Annotated in this window: 16 protein-coding genes; 7 read left to right on the top strand and 9 right to left on the bottom strand. The window is 61.8% G+C overall.

The genetic code is table 11. The features are described from left to right. The first annotated feature begins 37 nt into the window (after positions 1-37). The 5 genes from ACP6KB_RS16040 to ACP6KB_RS16020 all read left to right on the top strand — a co-directional run bounded on the left by ACP6KB_RS16040 (position 38) and on the right by ACP6KB_RS16020 (position 4271). Positions 38-1720, top strand: coding sequence for a nitrite/sulfite reductase (locus ACP6KB_RS16040; protein ID WP_442108011.1), 1683 nt, complete (start codon positions 38-40; stop codon positions 1718-1720). Further along, a complete protein-coding gene (locus ACP6KB_RS16035) occupies positions 1708-2202 on the top strand; it encodes a DUF934 domain-containing protein (RefSeq protein WP_442108009.1) in 495 nt (164 codons plus the stop codon). The genes ACP6KB_RS16040 and ACP6KB_RS16035 overlap by 13 nt, the downstream gene beginning before the upstream one ends. A gap of 93 nt (positions 2203-2295) precedes the next feature. Next, positions 2296-2799, top strand: a complete 504-nt coding sequence (locus ACP6KB_RS16030) for a GNAT family N-acetyltransferase (RefSeq protein WP_442108007.1) — start codon at positions 2296-2298, stop codon at positions 2797-2799. 282 nt (positions 2800-3081) lie between these two features. Continuing rightward, positions 3082-3486: a DUF4398 domain-containing protein gene (locus ACP6KB_RS16025; protein ID WP_442108005.1), complete on the top strand. Its 405-nt coding sequence runs from the start codon at positions 3082-3084 to the stop codon at positions 3484-3486. Positions 3487-3497: 11 nt separating this feature from the next. Next, complete coding sequence (locus ACP6KB_RS16020) at positions 3498-4271, top strand: OmpA family protein (protein WP_442108003.1); 774 nt, start codon at positions 3498-3500, stop codon at positions 4269-4271. A 39-nt stretch (positions 4272-4310) separates the two neighbouring features. On the opposite strand, the gene ACP6KB_RS16015 is transcribed toward ACP6KB_RS16020, so the two are convergent. Then, positions 4311-5927, bottom strand: a complete 1617-nt coding sequence (locus tag ACP6KB_RS16015) for an inorganic phosphate transporter (RefSeq protein ID WP_442108001.1) — start codon at positions 5925-5927, stop codon at positions 4311-4313. A 112-nt stretch (positions 5928-6039) separates the two neighbouring features. Between ACP6KB_RS16015 and ACP6KB_RS16010 the strand changes: the two genes are divergently transcribed. Further along, the gene (locus tag ACP6KB_RS16010; protein WP_442107999.1) at positions 6040-6432 is read left to right on the top strand and encodes a DUF488 domain-containing protein; all 393 of its coding nucleotides are present in this window, start codon (positions 6040-6042) and stop codon (positions 6430-6432) included. A gap of 79 nt (positions 6433-6511) precedes the next feature. Next, positions 6512-6940 carry a GNAT family N-acetyltransferase gene (locus ACP6KB_RS16005; RefSeq protein WP_442114318.1) on the top strand — a complete coding sequence of 143 codons (429 nt, stop codon included), beginning with the start codon at positions 6512-6514 and terminating at the stop codon, positions 6938-6940. An 87-nt stretch (positions 6941-7027) separates the two neighbouring features. Here ACP6KB_RS16005 and ACP6KB_RS16000 read toward each other — a convergent pair whose 3' ends face one another. Genes ACP6KB_RS16000 through ACP6KB_RS15965 form a run of 8 tightly spaced genes read right to left on the bottom strand, consistent with a single transcriptional unit; the run spans position 7028 to position 17111 of the window. Then, entirely contained in the window at positions 7028-8473 is a 1446-nt protein-coding gene (locus ACP6KB_RS16000) for a right-handed parallel beta-helix repeat-containing protein (RefSeq protein WP_442107997.1), read from the bottom strand. 17 nt (positions 8474-8490) lie between these two features. Next, the gene (locus ACP6KB_RS15995; RefSeq protein WP_442107995.1) at positions 8491-9606 is read right to left on the bottom strand and encodes a polysaccharide lyase; all 1116 of its coding nucleotides are present in this window, start codon (positions 9604-9606) and stop codon (positions 8491-8493) included. Continuing rightward, entirely contained in the window at positions 9597-10988 is a 1392-nt protein-coding gene (locus tag ACP6KB_RS15990) for an alginate O-acetyltransferase AlgX-related protein (protein ID WP_442107993.1), read from the bottom strand. Before ACP6KB_RS15990 ends, ACP6KB_RS15995 begins: the two co-directional genes overlap by 10 nt. Before the next feature lie 8 nt (positions 10989-10996). Continuing rightward, positions 10997-11641, bottom strand: coding sequence for an alginate O-acetyltransferase AlgF (locus ACP6KB_RS15985; protein ID WP_442107991.1), 645 nt, complete (start codon positions 11639-11641; stop codon positions 10997-10999). A gap of 18 nt (positions 11642-11659) precedes the next feature. Then, positions 11660-12754, bottom strand: a complete 1095-nt coding sequence (locus ACP6KB_RS15980; RefSeq protein ID WP_442107989.1) for an alginate O-acetyltransferase — start codon at positions 12752-12754, stop codon at positions 11660-11662. Positions 12755-12763: 9 nt separating this feature from the next. After that, the gene (locus tag ACP6KB_RS15975; RefSeq protein WP_442107987.1) at positions 12764-14191 is read right to left on the bottom strand and encodes an MBOAT family O-acyltransferase; all 1428 of its coding nucleotides are present in this window, start codon (positions 14189-14191) and stop codon (positions 12764-12766) included. A gap of 14 nt (positions 14192-14205) precedes the next feature. Beyond that, on the bottom strand, positions 14206-15663 hold the full coding sequence (locus ACP6KB_RS15970; protein ID WP_442107985.1) for an alginate export family protein: 1458 nt from the start codon (positions 15661-15663) through the stop codon (positions 14206-14208). Further along, the gene (locus tag ACP6KB_RS15965; protein WP_442107983.1) at positions 15660-17111 is read right to left on the bottom strand and encodes a sel1 repeat family protein; all 1452 of its coding nucleotides are present in this window, start codon (positions 17109-17111) and stop codon (positions 15660-15662) included. The genes ACP6KB_RS15970 and ACP6KB_RS15965 overlap by 4 nt, the downstream gene beginning before the upstream one ends. Between the last annotated feature and the right edge of the window lie 16 nt (positions 17112-17127).

Raw genomic sequence — 17127 nt, 5'->3', positions numbered from 1 at the left:
ACGCCATAGTAAGGGCCTCCGTGATGAGGTCCGAACCATGTATCAGTATGACGAGTATGACCGTGCGCTGGTGTTTGAGCGTGTGGCGCAGTTCCGCGACCAGGTGCAGCGTTTCATGGCTGGCGAGCTGAGTGAAGAAGAGTTCCTGCCGCTGCGCCTGCAAAATGGCCTGTATATGCAAAAGCATGCCTACATGCTGCGGGTGGCGATTCCCTATGGCACCCTCGGCGCCCGCCAGATGCGCACTCTGGCGCACATCGCCCGCGACTACGATCGTGGCTACGGGCATTTCACCACCCGTCAGAACATCCAGTTCAACTGGATCGAACTGGCGCAGGTGCCCGACATCCTCCAGCGCCTGGCGGAAGTCGAAATGCATGCCATCCAGACCTCCGGCAATTGCGTGCGCAATATCACCACCGAAGCCTTTGCCGGGGTGGCGGCCGACGAACTGCTCGACCCGCGGCCACTGGCCGAAATCCTCCGCCAGTGGTCGACAATCAACCCGGAATTCCTGTTTCTGCCACGCAAGTTCAAGATTGCCATCTGTTCGGCCGAAGAAGACCGCGCGGCGATCATGATGCATGACATCGGCCTGTACCTGTACCGCGACGGGCAGGGGCGCATGTGCCTGCGGGTCATGGTCGGTGGTGGTCTGGGGCGGACGCCGATCCTGGGTTTGCAGATCCGTGAGGGCTTGCCGTGGCAGCACCTGTTGTCTTATGTCGAGGCGATCCTGCGGGTGTACAACCGCCATGGCCGACGTGACAACAAGTACAAGGCGCGGATCAAGATTCTGGTCAAGGCGCTGGGCATCGAGGCCTTCTCTGAGGAAGTGGAGCAGGAGTGGCAACACATCAAGGACGGCCCGGCGCAGCTCACCGAAGATGAGTTCCAGCGCGTGGCGGCAGCCTTCGAGCCGCCAGCCTATGCCAGCGTGACTGACAACGACCTTGAGTACGAAACCCACCTGGCCCAGGACCATGGCTTTGCCCGCTGGGTGGCCTGCTGCGTGAAGGCGCATAAAGTCCCTGGCTATGCCAGCGTGGTGCTGTCGACCAAACCCGGCATCAGCTCACCCCCTGGCGACCTGACCGCGGCGCAGATGGAGGCAGTGGCCGACTGGTCCGAACAGTTCGGTTTCGGTGAAATCCGTATCGCCCACGAACAGAACCTGATCCTCCCGGACGTGCGCAAGCAAGACTTGCACGCCCTGTGGCGCCTGGCCTGTGAGCGTGACCTGGGTACCGCCAACATCGGCCTGCTGACCGACATCATCGCCTGTCCCGGCGGTGACTTCTGCGCCTTGGCCAATGCCAAGTCGATCCCCATTGCACAGTCGATCCAGCGTTGTTTCGAAGACCTCGACTACCTGCACGATCTGGGTGACCTGAGCCTGAACATTTCGGGCTGTATCAATGCCTGCGGCCATCACCATATCGGCAACATCGGCATCCTTGGCGTCGACAAGAACGGCAGCGAGTGGTACCAGATCACCCTCGGTGGCGCGCAGGGCAAGGACAGCACCCTGGGCAAGGTGATTGGCCCATCCTTCAGCGCCGAAGAAATCCCGCGGGTGATCGAGCAGATCATCGCTACGTATTGCGCTTACCGTGAACTGGATGAACCCTTTATCGACACGGTGCGCCGGGTCGGTCTGGAGCCGTTCAAGGAGCGAGTCTATGCCAAGCGTTCCGAGGAGTTGATATGCGTAATGTGATTGCGTTGCGCAACGGTGAGCCACAGTTGCAGGTCGAGGACGCCTGGCAGCTGGTGCGCGACGACAGCTCGGCATTGCCTGCAGGGGCACTGATTTTGCCCCTGCAGACCTGGCTGGCGCGCCAGGCGATGCAGCCTGAAGGCCGCGATGGCTTGTGGCTGGGGCCGGATGACGACGTCGAGCCGCTGCGGCCTTTGCTGGTGCAGGTGCCTTTGATTGCGGTGGATTTCCCCAGCTTTCGTGACGGCCGCGGCTACAGCCAGGCCTACCTGTTACGCACGCGCTTGGGTTGGCAGGGTGAGCTGCGCGCCATTGGTGACGTGCTGCGCGATCAACTGAGCCATATGCGCCAGTGCGGTTTCGACAGCTTTGCCATCCGCGAAGACAAGAGCGCCGAGGACGCGCTCAAGGGGCTGGCCGGGATGAGCGTGCTCTATGGGCGTTCGGTAATCGAGCCACGGCCGCTGTTTCGTCGGCGTTAAAGCACGCCACACGCGCTTGAGCGGTACAGACTGTCGGTGCACGCAGCGTCGGGCTACTATGCGGGTCAGCCCGATACAACAGGATGTTGTTCCATGCCCTTCAGTACCCGTGAAGCCCGGCATAGCGATGCCGAGGCGTTAAGCCGTGTGGCTGCCCAGACATTTGCCTTGGCAAGTCCGGCAGATGCCTCTGCCAGTGCCCTGCAATGCTATATCCACACGCAGTTGCAAGCGGCGCACTTTCATCTGCACCTGGACAACCCAGCCAGGCAATTGCGGGTGCTTGAACAGCACGGCCAGGTGGTCGGCTACAGCATGATCGACACGCTGCCCGATGACCTTGGGATTGTGGCGCTTGAGGGCTTGCCGGAACTCAGCCGCTGCTACGTGTTGCCCCAACAGCACGGTACCGGCGCCGGGCAGCGCTTGCTCGACGACACCCTGGCGCAGGTGGCGGGCGCGGTGCGCCTGATCGTCAACGAACAGAATGCCCGGGCGATCGGCTTTTATCAGCGCAATGGCTTTCACAAGGTGGGCGAAGCGTTTTTCCAGTGTGGGCCAGAGTTGCACCGCGATTGGGTGATGCTCAGGGGCTGACAATCAGTGTGTTGTCTGTAGAAAAATCCTACTAGATAGGGCGAATGCTTCCGATTGGTAAGCCCTGTCTGTCGGAATACTCTTGCGCCGTCTCAACTAAACGGCTGTCGCCGATGTTCAGTTAATCCCACCTTTTGTTGTGTATTGCGCGCTCACCGCGCCGATCACCATCCCCGGCTTGCAGACTTTCTGACACACCTATTGCCCTGTGCTGCAGGGCAACGGTTGCGTCTGCGTGCCTGAACGGTGGGAAGACTGCTTAAACGCAGATGGAGTCTTTCTATGGCTGTAAAACGCACTTCAAAACACCTGGCCGTTTCCGGCCTGATGGTGGCGCTATTGGCTGCACTGGGCGGCTGCGCCAGTGTTGTCGCACCCACCGAGCAGGTCGAACTGACCCGCAATGCGGTCAGTCGCGCGGTAACCGCCGACGCCACGCAGTTTGCCCCGGTAGAAATGAAAGACGCCCAGGACAAGCTCTACGCGCTGGAGCGTGCCCTCGGCGAGCAAGACTTTACCCGCGCCCGGCTGCTGGCCGAACAGGCCGAGGCCGATGCCAACCTGGCCGAGCGCAAGGCTCGGGCACTGCGCGCCCAGCAACAGCTCAGCGAAGCCCGCCAAGGCATCGAGGTTTTGCGCGAGGAAATGCTGCAAGCCCCCGACGCCATTGTTCCGCTCAGCCAATAAGGAGTGCCTGTATGCACATCAAATACCTGCTCGTTGCCACCTCAATGACCGGCCTGCTGCTCAGCGGCTGTGGCACCACCCCTGAACATGCTGGTCTACTCGAAGCGCGCGAACAATTCAGCGCCTTGCAAAGCAAGCCAGAATCCAGCCGCCTGGCCGGGCTGGAAACCAAAGCGGCATTTGCCGCCTTGAGCCAGGCTGATCTGGCTTCGCTCAAGGATCGCAAGGCGCCTCAGGTCGAGCAATTGGCTTACCTGGCCAAACAGAAAATTGCCATCGCCGAACAGACCATCGATTTGCGCGTGGCTGAAGCGGGCCTGCAAGGCATCGAGGCTCAGCGTACCTTGGCGCGCCTGGATGTGCGCACTGCACAGCTCAAGGCGTTGCAGCAGCTCAAAGCCACACAGACAGAGCGCGGTGCGGTGGTCACCTTTGGTGATGTGCTGTTCGATACCGGCCGTGCCGAGCTCAAGGCCAACAGCCTGCGCAATCTGGACCAGTTGACGGAGTATTTGCTCGCCAACCCTGAGCGTAAGGTGCGTGTCGAGGGTTTTACCGATGCAACCGGTGGTGACCTGTTCAACCAGCAGTTGTCGGAGCGACGTGCGGCATCTGTGGCCAACGCCTTGCGCCGCAACGGCATTGCCCCTGAGCGGGTCAAGGTGGCGGGGTATGGCAAGGAATACCCGGTCGCCTCGAATGCCGACGCCCAGTCGCGTCAGCTCAATCGTCGGGTGGAAGTGATCATTTCCCACGGTAGTAACGCAGTCAGCGATCGTCGCTGAGGGTAAAACGGGCCCAGCCTGGCGCTGGGCCCTTGTGCGTCAGAACACGTGGCTCAACAGCCAGTACAACCCACCCGCTAGCACAATCGCCGCTGGCAAGGTCAGCACCCAGGCCATCAGCAGGTTGAAGATGGTACGCATCTGCAGGCCCGAGCCGTTGGCAACCATGGTCCCGGCCACGCCGGACGACAGTACATGGGTAGTCGATACGGGCAGGCCATACATGTCGGCTGCACCAATGGTGCACATCGCCACCAGCTCCGCCGAGGCGCCCTGGGCGTAGGTCAGGTGGGTCTTGCCAATCTTCTCGCCAACGGTCACGACAATGCGCCGCCAGCCCACCATGGTGCCGAGGCCAAGGGCAATTGCCACGGAGATCTTCACCCACAGCGGGATGTAGCGGGTGGCATCATCGAGCTGATGCTTGAACATCTTCAGGTTGGCCTGTGTGTCGGCATCGAACGCGATCAACTGGTGCTTGTCGATCAGGCGAATGGTCTCGCTGGTCAGGTACATGTCGTTGCGCACGTTCGCCATCGCCTCGGCCGGTACCCGGTTCAACGAGCCATAGGCTTTGACTTCGCTACCGATAGCGCCGGTCAGGGCAGCGAGGGCGGGCACCAGCTCGGGGCTGACCGCCGGTTGGCGAATGAACTCGGTCAGGGTCTTTCTCGGGTCGGCGTGCAGAACGGGAACTTCGCCGCGCTGCAGAGCGTGCTGGGTGGCTTCGGCCACGGCGGCGAAATGCAGTGTCTGCTCAGCGGGCATGGTGCGGTTCAGGGCGTATGCCATGGGCAGGGTGCCGACCAGAATCAGCATGATCAGGCCCATGCCTTTCTGGCCATCGTTGGAGCCGTGGGCAAACGACACGCCGGTGCAGGTCATGATCAGCACCCCGCGAATCCACCACGGTGGTGGGGTGTTGCCGACCGGAGCCTGGTACAGATCGCGGCGTTTGACCAGGTGGCGCAGGGCAATCAACAGTAACGCCGCACAGGCAAAACCGACCAGCGGCGACAACAGCAATGAATAGCCCACTTTACTGGCCTGGGCCCAGTCGACACCGCTGGTGCCATCGCGGCCGTGCATCAATGCATTGGCCACGCCGACGCCGATGATCGAACCGATCAGGGTATGCGAAGAAGAGGCTGGCAGGCCGAGCCACCAGGTACCCAGGTTCCAGATGATCGCCGATAGCAGCAGGGCGAAGACCATGGCAAAACCGGCCGACGAGCCGACCTTGAGAATCAACTCCACCGGTAATAGCGCGATGATGCCAAAGGCTACGGCACCGCTGGACAGCAGCACACCGAGGAAGTTGAAAAAGCCCGACCACACCACGGCGACCGAGGCCGGCAAGGAGTGGGTGTAAATCACCGTGGCCACGGCGTTGGCGGTGTCGTGGAAGCCATTGACGAACTCGAACCCCAGGGCAATCACCAGCGCCACGCCCAGTAACAAGAAGGGCGTCCAGGTGGTGACCACTGTGCCACTGGCGTCGATGTCGTGAGCCAGGCTCCAGGCGGTGAACAGCAGGCCGGCCAACAACAGGCCGAAGAACAGAATGAGCGTGCTGCGACCGGGTTTGTGATGCAACTGCGGTCGTGGATCGGAAGTGGCCGGCGGCGAATTGCCGGCCAGCGTTGGGGTAGTCATGGATGACTCCGGGTTGGTTACCTCAGGCGGCAAGCATAAAAAAAATCGCAGCTACCGAGCTGATCCCGATCAATGAAAAAGACTAGGCTGAACAAAAGTAGCCGAGGTTCCGATGATCTGCTGCAAGCGCGTTTATGACCCTGAGGAAGTGGCGGATGGCCAGCGTGTGTTGGTTGATCGTTTGTGGCCGCGCAACGTGCGTAAAGAGCAGTTGCAGGCCTTGTGGTTGCCAGAAGTGGCGCCGTCTACGGCGTTGCGCCAGGCGTTCCACAAAGGCGAAGTGGATTTTGTCGGTTTTACCGAGCGCTACCGCCAACAGCTGACGGCCTGTCCTGAACATTGGTGGCCGCTGTTGGGCATGGCCGCGAAGGGGGACTTGACCTTGTTGTATGCCGGCAAAGACACCCTGCACAATAATGCCGTAGTACTGGCCCAATGGCTGGAAGACGAACTGGACCGGCAAGGCCCGCCGAGTTCACCCGTGTGTTACGCCGACGAGCGGTAGGAGCGGGCTTGCCCCGCGATTGCAGACAGTCAGGCACATCGCATCGCGGGGCAAGCCCGCTCCCACCTTCATGGATCCGATTACCTTGCAACTGATTCCCGCCACCGCCCAGCATCGCACCTTCGCCCGTGATCTGACCCGCCGGGCCATGCTGCGTTATTACCATGAGTTCGACCTGCTGTGGATCGAAGAGGCCTTCGACCAGGCCTGGGGTTGGCGCGAGCAGTGGTTGATTGCGGAGGGTGACACGCCGTTGGGCTTCTGTAGCCTCAGCCAGGACCGCCAGGCCTTGTACATCCGCGAGCTGCACTTGATCGAGGCGGCACGGGGGCGGGGGATTGGCAGCCAGGTACTGGAACAGCTGGCCGTGTGGGCTGGCGAACGGCGCTTACCGTTGTTGCGCTTGACGGTGTTTAAAAGCAACCCGGCGCAGGCCTTGTACCGGCGCCGGGGCTTTGCCGCGGTGGGTGAGGATGAGTGTTTCGTGCGCATGCAACGTGTTATTTAACGCACGGTGGGAGCGGGCTTGCCCCGCGATGGCGGTGTATCTGGCAGACCGCCATCGCGGGGCAAGCCCGCTCCCACCGGAGGCGTGTTACTGGCTGACGCGCACCACATGCCCTTGGCGTTGAGTCGCTTCCAGCAATGGCCCTTGAATGCTCAGCAAGTCGCCGATCAGCAGGTTCTGCAGCAAGGGTTTGCCTTCAAAGTGGTTGCCGCCCAGCACCACCTGCTGCATGCCTTCAACGCGCACCACCGCCTTGCCTGCTTTACCCAGAGTGTTGCCACTGAGGATCAGCGGCCCTGTCAGTGGCGCGGCATTGCGCAGGCTGATGGCATATTCCGGGGTGTTGCCGATGCGGTTGTTGATCAGCGCGATGCCGCTCACTTCGCTGCCATCCACGGCGCTGCCCTGGCTGTTGCCGATCAGGTTGTCTTCGATCAGCAGCGGCGCCTGGGCAGTGGCTGACAGGTTGCGCAGTTGTATGCCATTGCCACGGCTGTCGCCGATCAGGTTGGCTCGCAGCAGCAGGGGCCCGCGTTGATCGCTGACTTCGATAGCGGCCTTGTGCGCGCCGAGGATGAGGTTGCGCTCGACCCGCGCCACAGTCTGCCCGCGCAGGCGGATGCCGCTGTTGTTGTCGATACCACGCACCTGGTTGTCGAGCAGGTTGACCTGACTGTCGCGCACATCAATTCCGTACTGCTGGGAATGCTCAAAACGGCTACCGCTGATCTGCGCCTGGGTGTGCTGCAGCTCCACCGCGCTGGACAGCGCGTTGAACTGGCTGTCGCGCACAATCAGGGTGGCCGGGGCGCTGTTCGCCGCTTGCTGGGCGCTCAGTGCGGTGCTCAGTCCCCGGGACAGGTGTGCGTTGTAGCCCAGCCGTTCAAGGGTTGAGCCGATGACCTGGGTATGGCTGCCGGCCCAGGCCACTACGAACGGTCGCCAGGCGCGATCAGTGCTGCCAGGCTTGTCACCGGCAACGCTCTCCAGGCGCGACTGGTTCAGGCCCAGCCAACCCTGGTTGATCAGCGCCGTGCCGGAATAGCTATACAGGTACAGGCTGGTGCCTTCAACAACCAGCCCAGCGTCGCTGCCGATCATCAGCGGGTAGCTGAGCAGGTAGCCATCCTTGTACGGCTTGAGGATGCGCGGATCGTTCAGGGCCTGCTGCAGTTGCGCCAGGGTGATGCTACCGCCGCGGATCACGACCGCTTGCGGGTGGTGGGCCTGATAACCGGCGATCGCGCGGAACAAGCCATTGTTGACGAACGGTTCAAACGGCCAGCTACCGCTCTGCGAGGAGAACATCGGTTGCAGGCTGACGCTGGCCCGACCGGCGGGGCGGGGGCGTTCCTTTACCTGCACCTGAAGCGCCTGCGCAACCTGTTGCAACTGCTGCAGCTGCGTTTGGTGCTCGGACGGGTTGATCACGCTGAATGACTGTTGCTCTGGCAGGTGTTGGCGGGTGGCCTGGGCGCTGCCTGCACACAGCAGCAGCGCGAGGCAGCAAAGGGAAAGAGGGCGCATGGCCATAGCGGTTCGTCCTTGGGTTACGGCAGTTTGGGATACAACGGCTTGAGTGGGCCGCCAATCTGGCTGTAGTTGTCGACGTCGCCGTCTTCGCTGTCATACAGCTCACGCGCCAGCGGGTGCTGCGGCACACGCTGCAGGAACGGGATCAGCCAGGCTAATTTGTAGGGCGCCACGCTGATCTGCGATTGCCCCTTGAGCTCCGGCAGGTGCTCCGGATCAAGGATGCTGCGCGCGGCGAAATTGCCCAGCAGCTCCAGCGTCTGCTGATCCTCGGCACTCCACGGCAGGCCATTGGCGCGCGCCGACTCGGCCAGCAATACCAGCGGCACCAGCGCGTACTGACTGTAGGTGGCAGCCAGTTTGCCGCGGGCGACTTCCAGCGGCAGGTAGGCGTAGCTGCCATCCCGGGCCTTGACTGCCTGTTGCAGGCCAAGGCGCAGGTTGCCGTCGGCCCACTGAATAAAGTCGTCACGCTGGATTAACATGCCCGTGGCCGCCACCGCCCAGGCCGCCCAGTAGTCGTGGTTGTTGAACCAGGCGAAGCCTTGTGCCCGACGTGGCTGGTACTCGGCGATGATGCGTTCGCCCAACTGGTTGAACCATTGGCGTTGCGCTGCTGACAGTTGCAGCTTGCCGTCGCTGGCCGCCTGGGTCATCAACAAGGTCGAAGCCATGGCCGCGACCGCCCATTTACGCGCGGCCATGCCGGTGCTGCTGGCGTCGGGGTTGAGCAGGGCCCCGGCGTTGGCCCAGTGTTCCAGCCACTGGTCCTGGCAAGCCAGGGCCATGTTGGCTTCCTGCGGCGTTTTCGCGCGTTGGAAGCGTTTGCTGGCATAGATCAAACCGCCGATGAACTGTTTGACCTGCTTGCCGATCGCTTCACTGTTGGCATCGGGGCTGCTGCGCAGGGTCGACTTGCTGGCATCACGCTGATCGTATTTGCTCTGCATCTGCAGGCTGCCGGTGTAGGGCACGGGCGGCGTTTTGCTGCACTGCAGGGTGCGGTAGTCGGCAATCATCGCCGATTGAGCGGTGGCCCGTGGCGGCCAGATCGAACTGGCCGCCAGGCTTTGGCTCAGCTGCAGGCTGGCGCACAGGCCCAGGGCCAGTGCGCTCCAGGTTTTTACAGGCATAGTCGGGTTTCCACCTGGGTGGCAGCGCTACCGGGTTTGGTCGGCTCCATGAATACCGAGAGCAGGTTGGCCCCGGCAAATTCCTTGGCCCGGCTCAGCTCCAGGTAGTACTGGCCACCGCTCACCACCGCCTCGCGGCGGAACCAGACTTTGTCGCGGGCACCGTTGTCGTAGTAGACGATCACGTAGAAGTCCTTGACGTTCTTGTCGCTGATGCGGATGTCGAGAAAGCCACCGTTTACTGTCTTGCGCGCTTCGCCAGCGTTACTGAGCAGCTCAATCCGTTCATTGACCTTCAGCGCCGGGCGCTGCAGGCGGTTTGCCATGACCTCAGTGGACACCGGGCAGCCACCTTTGATCGCCGGAATCAGTTGGCGATACATCAGCTCGGACTCCAGCTGATAGTTGGCCGGCAGTTCCCAGATGATCAGCTTGGGCGGCTCCTTGGGCTTGTAGTCCTGCGACAGCAGGTATTCGAGCAGCGAGCCATCCTGGCCGACGCCGGGCAGGGCGTAGTTGAGGATATCGACGTCCAGGTATTGCTTGAGGTAGCCGTCAAAGTTGAACTGCTTGCTCTCGTCTTCCCGGGCTGCAGCGTTACTGTCGCCGACCAGGATCACTTGCGGGTCGGGCGCATCGTCGAACAGGGCATCGGCACCCTGGTCTTGAGGGATGGTCTGGTAGCCACGGACGTACTGGAAACCGTAGTTGTTGCCACAGATATAGCTCAGGGCCAGGTTCAGGGTACCGTCCTTGGGCACCATCACCCCGGGCTCGGTGCGGTAGTGCTTTTTCTCCAGTGCGGCGTAGAACGGCTGGCGGCGTACTTCTTCAGCCAGCAGACGTGCGGTGGCTTCAGCACCGGCGGGTGTCCAGTGGTGGTCGCGACGGAAGAAGAACTCGCCTGCAGGCGGTTTTTGTACCAGTTGCATCATCGGCGCGACCACCGCGCCGCCGTTGCGCAACTGTTGCAGGTAGCTGCTCAGGTTGCTGCTGGCACGGCTGTAGTCGAAGCCGTGCAGTTTGTCGGCGTACAGCTTGTCACGGTGCATCAGGCCACGGGTTGGCTGGATGGCCATGGCCACCTGGATGCCCTGGCGATGGAAGGTGTCCATCAGGCGGGCGAACTCCGGGCGCATCGGCGCCGGAATGCCGAAGTCGTTGGTCAGGTCGACTGCTGAGCGAAACAGCCAGCGATCCTTGCCCGGGACGATTTCGCGCATCAGCTTCATGCGCCCCTCGGTGTAGTGCTGAGGGTTGCTCAAGCCTTGGCAGGTCAGGCATTCGAGGCCCTTGCAGGGAGGCGGATTGCTGTCGGCTGCGGCGCCTTGCACGCTGAACAGCGCGCCGACGGCCAGGGCCAGGGCGAATAGGCTTTTCATGGTGCCAGTCACTCACTCGGGTCGATGCTGTTGGCCAGGCTCATGCTGCGATAACCGCCGCCCTCGGGCAGCAGCACGTAGCTGTAGGAACGGCCTTTCTTGAGGAACAGTTCGTCGAACTGGGCGACTTTCTGTTGCGCGTCATAGGCGGCGAAGCCGATCTTGATTTCGTTGACCATGCGGCTGCCGGTCTGGCCGTTGCTCAGGGTGTCGACCACCACACTCTTGCCATCGACCGTTTTCAACGCCACGTTGGCCGGGGTCAGGTTGTAGAAGGCGATCTGGGCTTTTTTCGGCTCGTTGACGTACTTGTCGGCGATCAAGGTCAAGGTGTTGCCGTCATACACCACGGTGCTCGCGGCGTTGGCCTTGAGCTGCGGCTCGATGGCCTTGGCGCCGACGGCAATCTTGTGGCTGCCGGCCGGGGTGAAGCGGTAGCCACTGAGTTGACCTGCGGCGACCCGCTGCGGGTTGAGCTTGCCGCTCAAGGTCACATCGATGTTGCTGTCAGACAGGTTGAGCACCCGCACGAACGCCGAGTCGGCCGGGGCTACGGCATCGTACAGGTCGGCATTGCCTTCGGCGGCGTTACCCTGGGTGCTGACCAGTAGCAGGGCAGCGGCGCTGAGCAGAGCGGTAAGCGAACGGTTCATGATGATCTCCTTGAAAGGTCAGAAATGTTGGGTCTGGCCAGGACGGCTCAGCGATCCCATGCGGTGGGCGAGTAGAGTGCGCAGCGGGAACTCCCAGATCACCGTGTCGATCTGCGGGTTGTTCAGGTCGTCGCTGGCGAGGAACTGGTTCATTGCTTCAAACGGACCACGGGCTTCAACTGCCACACTGAGCAGGTCACGGTTGAGCGCTTCTTTGAGAAAACCGGTGAAGTTCCAGTCGTCGAGCTTGCTGTAGCTGGTGCCGACCAGCAGCAGGCTCTGTTGCTCATCGGCAAACAGCGCGTCACTGCTTTGCTCGGCCTTGAGGGTTTCGTACAGGGCGATCTGGCTCGGGCCAAACTGCGGCGCCAGCTGGGCGTGGTTGAACTGGATGTAGTTCATCAAATCGCCTTTGACGGTTTTGTCCGCGACCTTGTGCGACACGTAGCGTTCGTCACCGAGCAGTTCCGGGCGCTGACGGGCCAGTTCATAGGCGGTCAGGCGCGCACCTTGCGGGCTCCAGTGCGTATCGGATTTGAGGAACAGTTCCGGCCCGGTGAGGTTGCCGAGAAATGCCGAGCGCACGGGCGTAACTTCGGTTTTTTGCGCTTGCAGGGCGCTGACGAAGCGGTCGTACAGGCTGATCGCCCGTGGGTCGACAGCACGTTCTGTGTGGGCGCTGTAGACATCCACTTTCATCGGCAGCGGCAGCACGATCAGGCGCTTGTTGTGGAATTTGAGCTGTTGCTCGACCTTTGCAATCTGCGCCAGTTGGCTGTCCAGATTGCCTTGCAGGTCGTTCGGTACGCGGTATTCCTGATTGGTGTATAGCCAGCCGTCCTTGCCCAGCACCACGCCTTTGGTGCCCTCGCCGAACAGCCGGTACTGGACGTTGGCCCAGCCCTCAACCGCCGGCTCGCGCAAGAAAAACCGCTTGTCATAGACCTGCTCGAACTTGCGCAGCAACTTGCCATCGACGAACAGGTTCCAGGCATCGCTCTGGTTTTTCGCGAAGCTGAACACCGGGGGCAGGGAATAGACGAACATCCCGGCCAGCACCACGCCGAAAAGAATGCCATTGACCTTGCTCGCCGAACTCATGACCGGGTACATGGCCGTCTCCTAGAACTGGAAGTACAAAAAGGGTGAGAAGGAGTTCGCCGCCAGGCTGCTCAGGGCCAGGGCGAAGCCGGCCCACAACAGCACGGCCTTGAGGCCGCCGACGTGGCGCATGAAGTAGTGCTCTTTGTTGCCGGCGTAGTAGCGCACGTTGTTGCTGCCCGCCAGCACCAGCCAGCACAGGGCAACGGCGGCAAACGACATGGCCATCTTCGAGGCACCGAGCACGTACAGGTCCAGCGAGCCGAAGCCGTTGAAACCGAACAGCGCCTGGTAGATATCCAGGCTGTGGCGCAGGTCGTTGGTGAAGAACAGCGGCATGCTCAGAATGATCAACACGAAGGTGCGCAGGTTGCGCCCCAGGTGGTACGGCGTGGTGATCTTGGTGGCCAGGTTGTACTTGCGTTCGATGACCATGCCTAAGCCAAAGAACAGGCCCCAGCAGATAAAGGCAAAGCTTGCGCCGTGCCACAGCCCCGACAACAGCATGGTGTAGACCAGCGCCGGCAGCGCCCCGGCCACCCGTTTACGCACCAGCGGCATGTACACGTAGTCACGCAGAAAATGCGCCAGGGTCATGTGCCAGCGTGCCCAGAACTCGGTGATGCTCTGCGAGACGTAAGGCTGGTTGAAGTTCTCCGGAAAGCGGAAGCCCATCATCAGCGCCAGGCCCAGGGCCATATGGCTGTAGCCGGCGAAGTCGAAATACAACTGCAGGGTGGAGACCATCAGGCCGAACCAGGCATCGCTGAGCTGCAGGGTGCCTTCGCTGATGAACAACACGTTGATCGGCGCCAGTTGGTCGGCGATCAGCACCTTCATGATAAAGCCGAGCATGAAGCGGCAAACGCCGAGGGAAAACAGCTCCAGGGAGTGGGTGCGCTGGCGCAGTTGCGGCGCCAGCTGGCTGTAGCGCAGGATCGGCCCGGCCACCAGGTGCGGGAACAGGGCAACGAAGGCGGCAAAGTCGATGAAGTTGTTCGTCGGCGTTGCATCCTTGCGGTAGATGTCGACGATGTAGCTCAGGGCATGGAACACGTAGAAGGAAATGCCCAGCGGCAGGAAGATGGTTTCCAGGGTCCAGGTGTTGATGCCCAGTGGTGCCAGCAGGGCAGCGAGTACCTCAGCGCCGAAGTTGGCGTATTTGAAGTAGCCCAGGGTCGACAGGTTGCCGGCAATACCGATCCACAACAGGCGCAATGCCCAGCGTTTGTCACCGGCGTCCAGGCGCGCCTTGATGCGCAGGCCGAACCAGTAGTTCCAGTAGGTGATCGCCACGAACAGCAGCAAAAAGTCCGGACGCCACCAGGCATAGAAGATGTAGCTGGCGGCGACGATCACGGTCGAGCGCCACTGCGCCTTGGACAGGAAGTACACCGCCAGGAACAGCGGCAGATAGAGGAATAAAAAGACGTTGGAGGCGAAGATCATCGAAGGGTCCGTCCTTAGTAACTGATCACCACGCCGACGCTCAGCTGGTAGTCATCACCGCTATCCAGAGCGTTACCGGCGTTGAGGTAGCTGGCGCTGACCAGGGCGTTGACGTCCAGATGCTTGCCGTCGATGGCCATCGGAAACATCTTCCAGTAGTAGTTGAGGTCGTACATTTGCCCGACCTGCTTGCTACCGCTGGCGTTGCCCTGGGCGATGGCCTGGTTGCGCCGGCTGCGCTGGTCGCCATCGATGCGTACCGGCAAGGTGCCGTCGGCGTCGCGCAGTTTCAGGTCGGTGACGCGAAAATCCAGGGCGCTGCGCGGCGTCGGGTTGGTTTCCAGGCTGATGCCGTAGTAACTGAGGTTGCGCAGGTCGAGGCTGACGAACGAGCTGGTCAGGCGCGTGCTGTAGCTGCCCTGGCGGGTGATGCGGTCGGACTGGATGGTGTTCAGGCGAAAGCCGTCGTTGTCATTGCTCGGCTTGTCGGTCAGGCCGCCGCGCAAAGCCAGGCGTGGGGTCCAGGGCAGGTCGTGAAAGCGCTTGCCGATCTCTCCCAGCGCGGCCCAGCCGCTGGCGTGATTGCCGGTGCTGGTGACGCCATTGCCATCGGTGTTGTCGACCTTGCCATCCAGGCCCGCCAGTTCCAGGTGGTAGTCGCTGAACAGCGGACTGACCTGCAAGTCGTCGGCCTTGAAGAACAAGCCGTAGCGCATGCCGTTGAAGTCGTAGCGGTCTTGCGGGTCGTGGTCGCTATGATCGTTCTCGTGCATCAGGCGTACGCCGGCCCAGTTGCGCTCGCTCCAGCGGTAGGCGTACTCACCCATCAGGTAAGTGGTGCGCTCCTCACTGTTGGCCAGGCTGTTGACGTCCGTGTTGTAGTTGTAAAACTTCTGCGCCACGGCAAAAAAGCCACGGGAAAAGGTGTCGTTGTAGTTGAAACGCAGCGACTCCAGGCTGTCGTCCCACCAGATGCCGTAGTCATCGAAATAGCGCTGGCGGCCCACCGACAGCGAGAAGCGCGGGTCGTCACCCAGCAGGTTGCGTTTGACGTATAGCTCACGCAGTTCGGCATACCAGCCTTCGGGTTGTTCGCGGTCAAAGCTGTTGCTGTTTTCGTTCTGGCTGGTGAGCGACTGGCTGGAATCGTAGTTCAGCCACAGGCGACCATAGACCATCCACTTGGCCCAGCGCTTTTCCGGCGAGTACCAGGCGAAGGACGGTTCATAGCGCAGGCTGTAGAACATCTCGCGGCTGCGACCGACTTCGGAGTTTTCCGGGCCATAGCCGGTTTGCACGGTGAGCTTGTTGAAAAACTCCGAGGTGATCACCGGCGCACTGCCATCGCTGGGCAGTACGCGCACCGGTTCGATGCTGTCGGCCTCGGGGCCGGTGATTTCTTCGGCGGCCATGGCCGAATACAGCGGGGTCAGGGCCAGCAGGGCACCGAACAGGGAGTGATGCGCTTTCACAGGGTTGCCTCCTTCAACAGATCGGCGCGTGCTGCCAGGGCGCGCTCGATGTCATCCTTTTTGAGCGACTTTTCCAGACGCTTGATCAAGTTGCGTGCACCGTTTTCACCCAGCGCCAGGGCCACCTGGGCATAGGTGTAGGCTTTCACCGGGTCATGGCAGATGGCGCGGCCGTAGGCGTGCAGGGTGGCCATGCGGTACCAGGCGGTGGTTGAGCCGGCACGGGCCTGTGCCTGGAAAATCTGCAGGGCCTTGTCCTGATCCGGCTCATCTTCAACCCCTTTGCTGTAGTACTCGGCGAGCAGCAGTTGGGCGTCGGGGTAGTCGCTGGCGATCAGTTCGTCGATCAGCGCCCGGGCTTTTTGCGGGTCCAGGGTCAGCCAGTTGTTGACCATGTAGAACGAGGCTTGCAGCGCCTTGGCCCGGGTCGCTTCGCGCGCGCGCACCTGATCGATCAGGGCCTGGGTTTCCTCGGCGTTATGCTCGGTGGGGTTGGAGATCATGAAGTTGGCTTTCGACACCATCGCTGGCACAAAACCGCGCTCCACGGCATTTTCACGCCAACGATGCGCCTCGGCGCGCGCGCTATCCAGGGCGTCGGTACGGGCCTTTTGCGCTGCCAGTTGCGCGGCGTCCGGCGCTACCTGGGCCGTGCCCATGGCGCTGCTCTGGCGCTGGTATCGGTCGGCTTCGAGTTCGGCGCGCTGCACACTGTTGATGCTGTCGAGCGTCGCGCCGATGCGGTGTACGATGTCTACGGCCAAAGTCGGGCGCTGGGCTTCCAGGGTACGGGCAAACGCCGGGAAGGCGCGGTCTTGATCGTCGCCGAGAAAGCGGTAGTAACGATCAATGGCCCGCACATCCACGCGCACCGCTTGCTGGTACCAATGCTCCGCGTTGTGTCGCTCGCCCTGGCGTTCGGCCAACACCGCGCGGTACAACTCGGGGCGGCAATTGAGCAAGCACGACTGTTGGTACAGCGCGAGTAATTGTTGAGCCTGGTCGTTGGACACCAATTGCGGGTAGACCAAAAACACCTCCAGCGTGGTGCTGGCGTTGCGCGGGTCGAGGGTGGCCGGGTAGCGCGTCAAAGCCTGAGCGACCCAGTCGCGCTGACCTTGCTGGAGGCTGGGGGTACGGTCGAGCAAGCGTGCCAGGGAAGCCAGTGCCGGAACCTGCCCGCGGCCGTCGGCAAACGCCTCTTTATAGAGGGCGATTATTTCCTGACGGTTGGCACCGTCGGTGTTGGCCAGCACATCACCGAGCAGCAGCTTGGAGGCCAGGTCGCCACGTTCAGAGAGCAGGCGCAGGTCGCCACTGACATTGGCACTGGGGTCCTTGTACAGCGCATAGCGGATCTGCTCCAGGCTTTGCCCGGCCGAAACCGCGCTGGCGCAGGCAAGGCTCAGGCTTGCCAACAGCAGACGGGAGGGCATCATCGCGTTCATCGCCAATCCTTCCTTT

Origin of the sequence: Pseudomonas sp. NUPR-001 (genome assembly GCF_052147955.1) — a bacterium.
Taxonomy (GTDB): domain Bacteria; phylum Pseudomonadota; class Gammaproteobacteria; order Pseudomonadales; family Pseudomonadaceae; genus Aquipseudomonas.
This window is presented reverse-complemented; position numbering and strand designations above follow the sequence as displayed.

Coding starts and splice junctions, on each gene's coding strand:
- ACP6KB_RS16000 (WP_442107997.1), bottom strand. CDS start 8,473: ATGGCCATGCGCCCTCTTTCCCTTTGCTGCCTCGCGCTGCTGCTGTGT.
- ACP6KB_RS16020 (WP_442108003.1), top strand. CDS start 3,498: ATGCACATCAAATACCTGCTCGTTGCCACCTCAATGACCGGCCTGCTG.
- ACP6KB_RS16040 (WP_442108011.1), top strand. CDS start 38: ATGTATCAGTATGACGAGTATGACCGTGCGCTGGTGTTTGAGCGTGTG.
- ACP6KB_RS16025 (WP_442108005.1), top strand. CDS start 3,082: ATGGCTGTAAAACGCACTTCAAAACACCTGGCCGTTTCCGGCCTGATG.
- ACP6KB_RS16015 (WP_442108001.1), bottom strand. CDS start 5,927: ATGACTACCCCAACGCTGGCCGGCAATTCGCCGCCGGCCACTTCCGAT.
- ACP6KB_RS16030 (WP_442108007.1), top strand. CDS start 2,296: ATGCCCTTCAGTACCCGTGAAGCCCGGCATAGCGATGCCGAGGCGTTA.
- ACP6KB_RS15985 (WP_442107991.1), bottom strand. CDS start 11,641: ATGAACCGTTCGCTTACCGCTCTGCTCAGCGCCGCTGCCCTGCTACTG.
- ACP6KB_RS16010 (WP_442107999.1), top strand. CDS start 6,040: ATGATCTGCTGCAAGCGCGTTTATGACCCTGAGGAAGTGGCGGATGGC.
- ACP6KB_RS15990 (WP_442107993.1), bottom strand. CDS start 10,988: ATGAAAAGCCTATTCGCCCTGGCCCTGGCCGTCGGCGCGCTGTTCAGC.
- ACP6KB_RS15995 (WP_442107995.1), bottom strand. CDS start 9,606: ATGCCTGTAAAAACCTGGAGCGCACTGGCCCTGGGCCTGTGCGCCAGC.
- ACP6KB_RS16035 (WP_442108009.1), top strand. CDS start 1,708: ATGCGTAATGTGATTGCGTTGCGCAACGGTGAGCCACAGTTGCAGGTC.
- ACP6KB_RS15965 (WP_442107983.1), bottom strand. CDS start 17,111: ATGAACGCGATGATGCCCTCCCGTCTGCTGTTGGCAAGCCTGAGCCTT.
- ACP6KB_RS15975 (WP_442107987.1), bottom strand. CDS start 14,191: ATGATCTTCGCCTCCAACGTCTTTTTATTCCTCTATCTGCCGCTGTTC.
- ACP6KB_RS15980 (WP_442107989.1), bottom strand. CDS start 12,754: ATGTACCCGGTCATGAGTTCGGCGAGCAAGGTCAATGGCATTCTTTTC.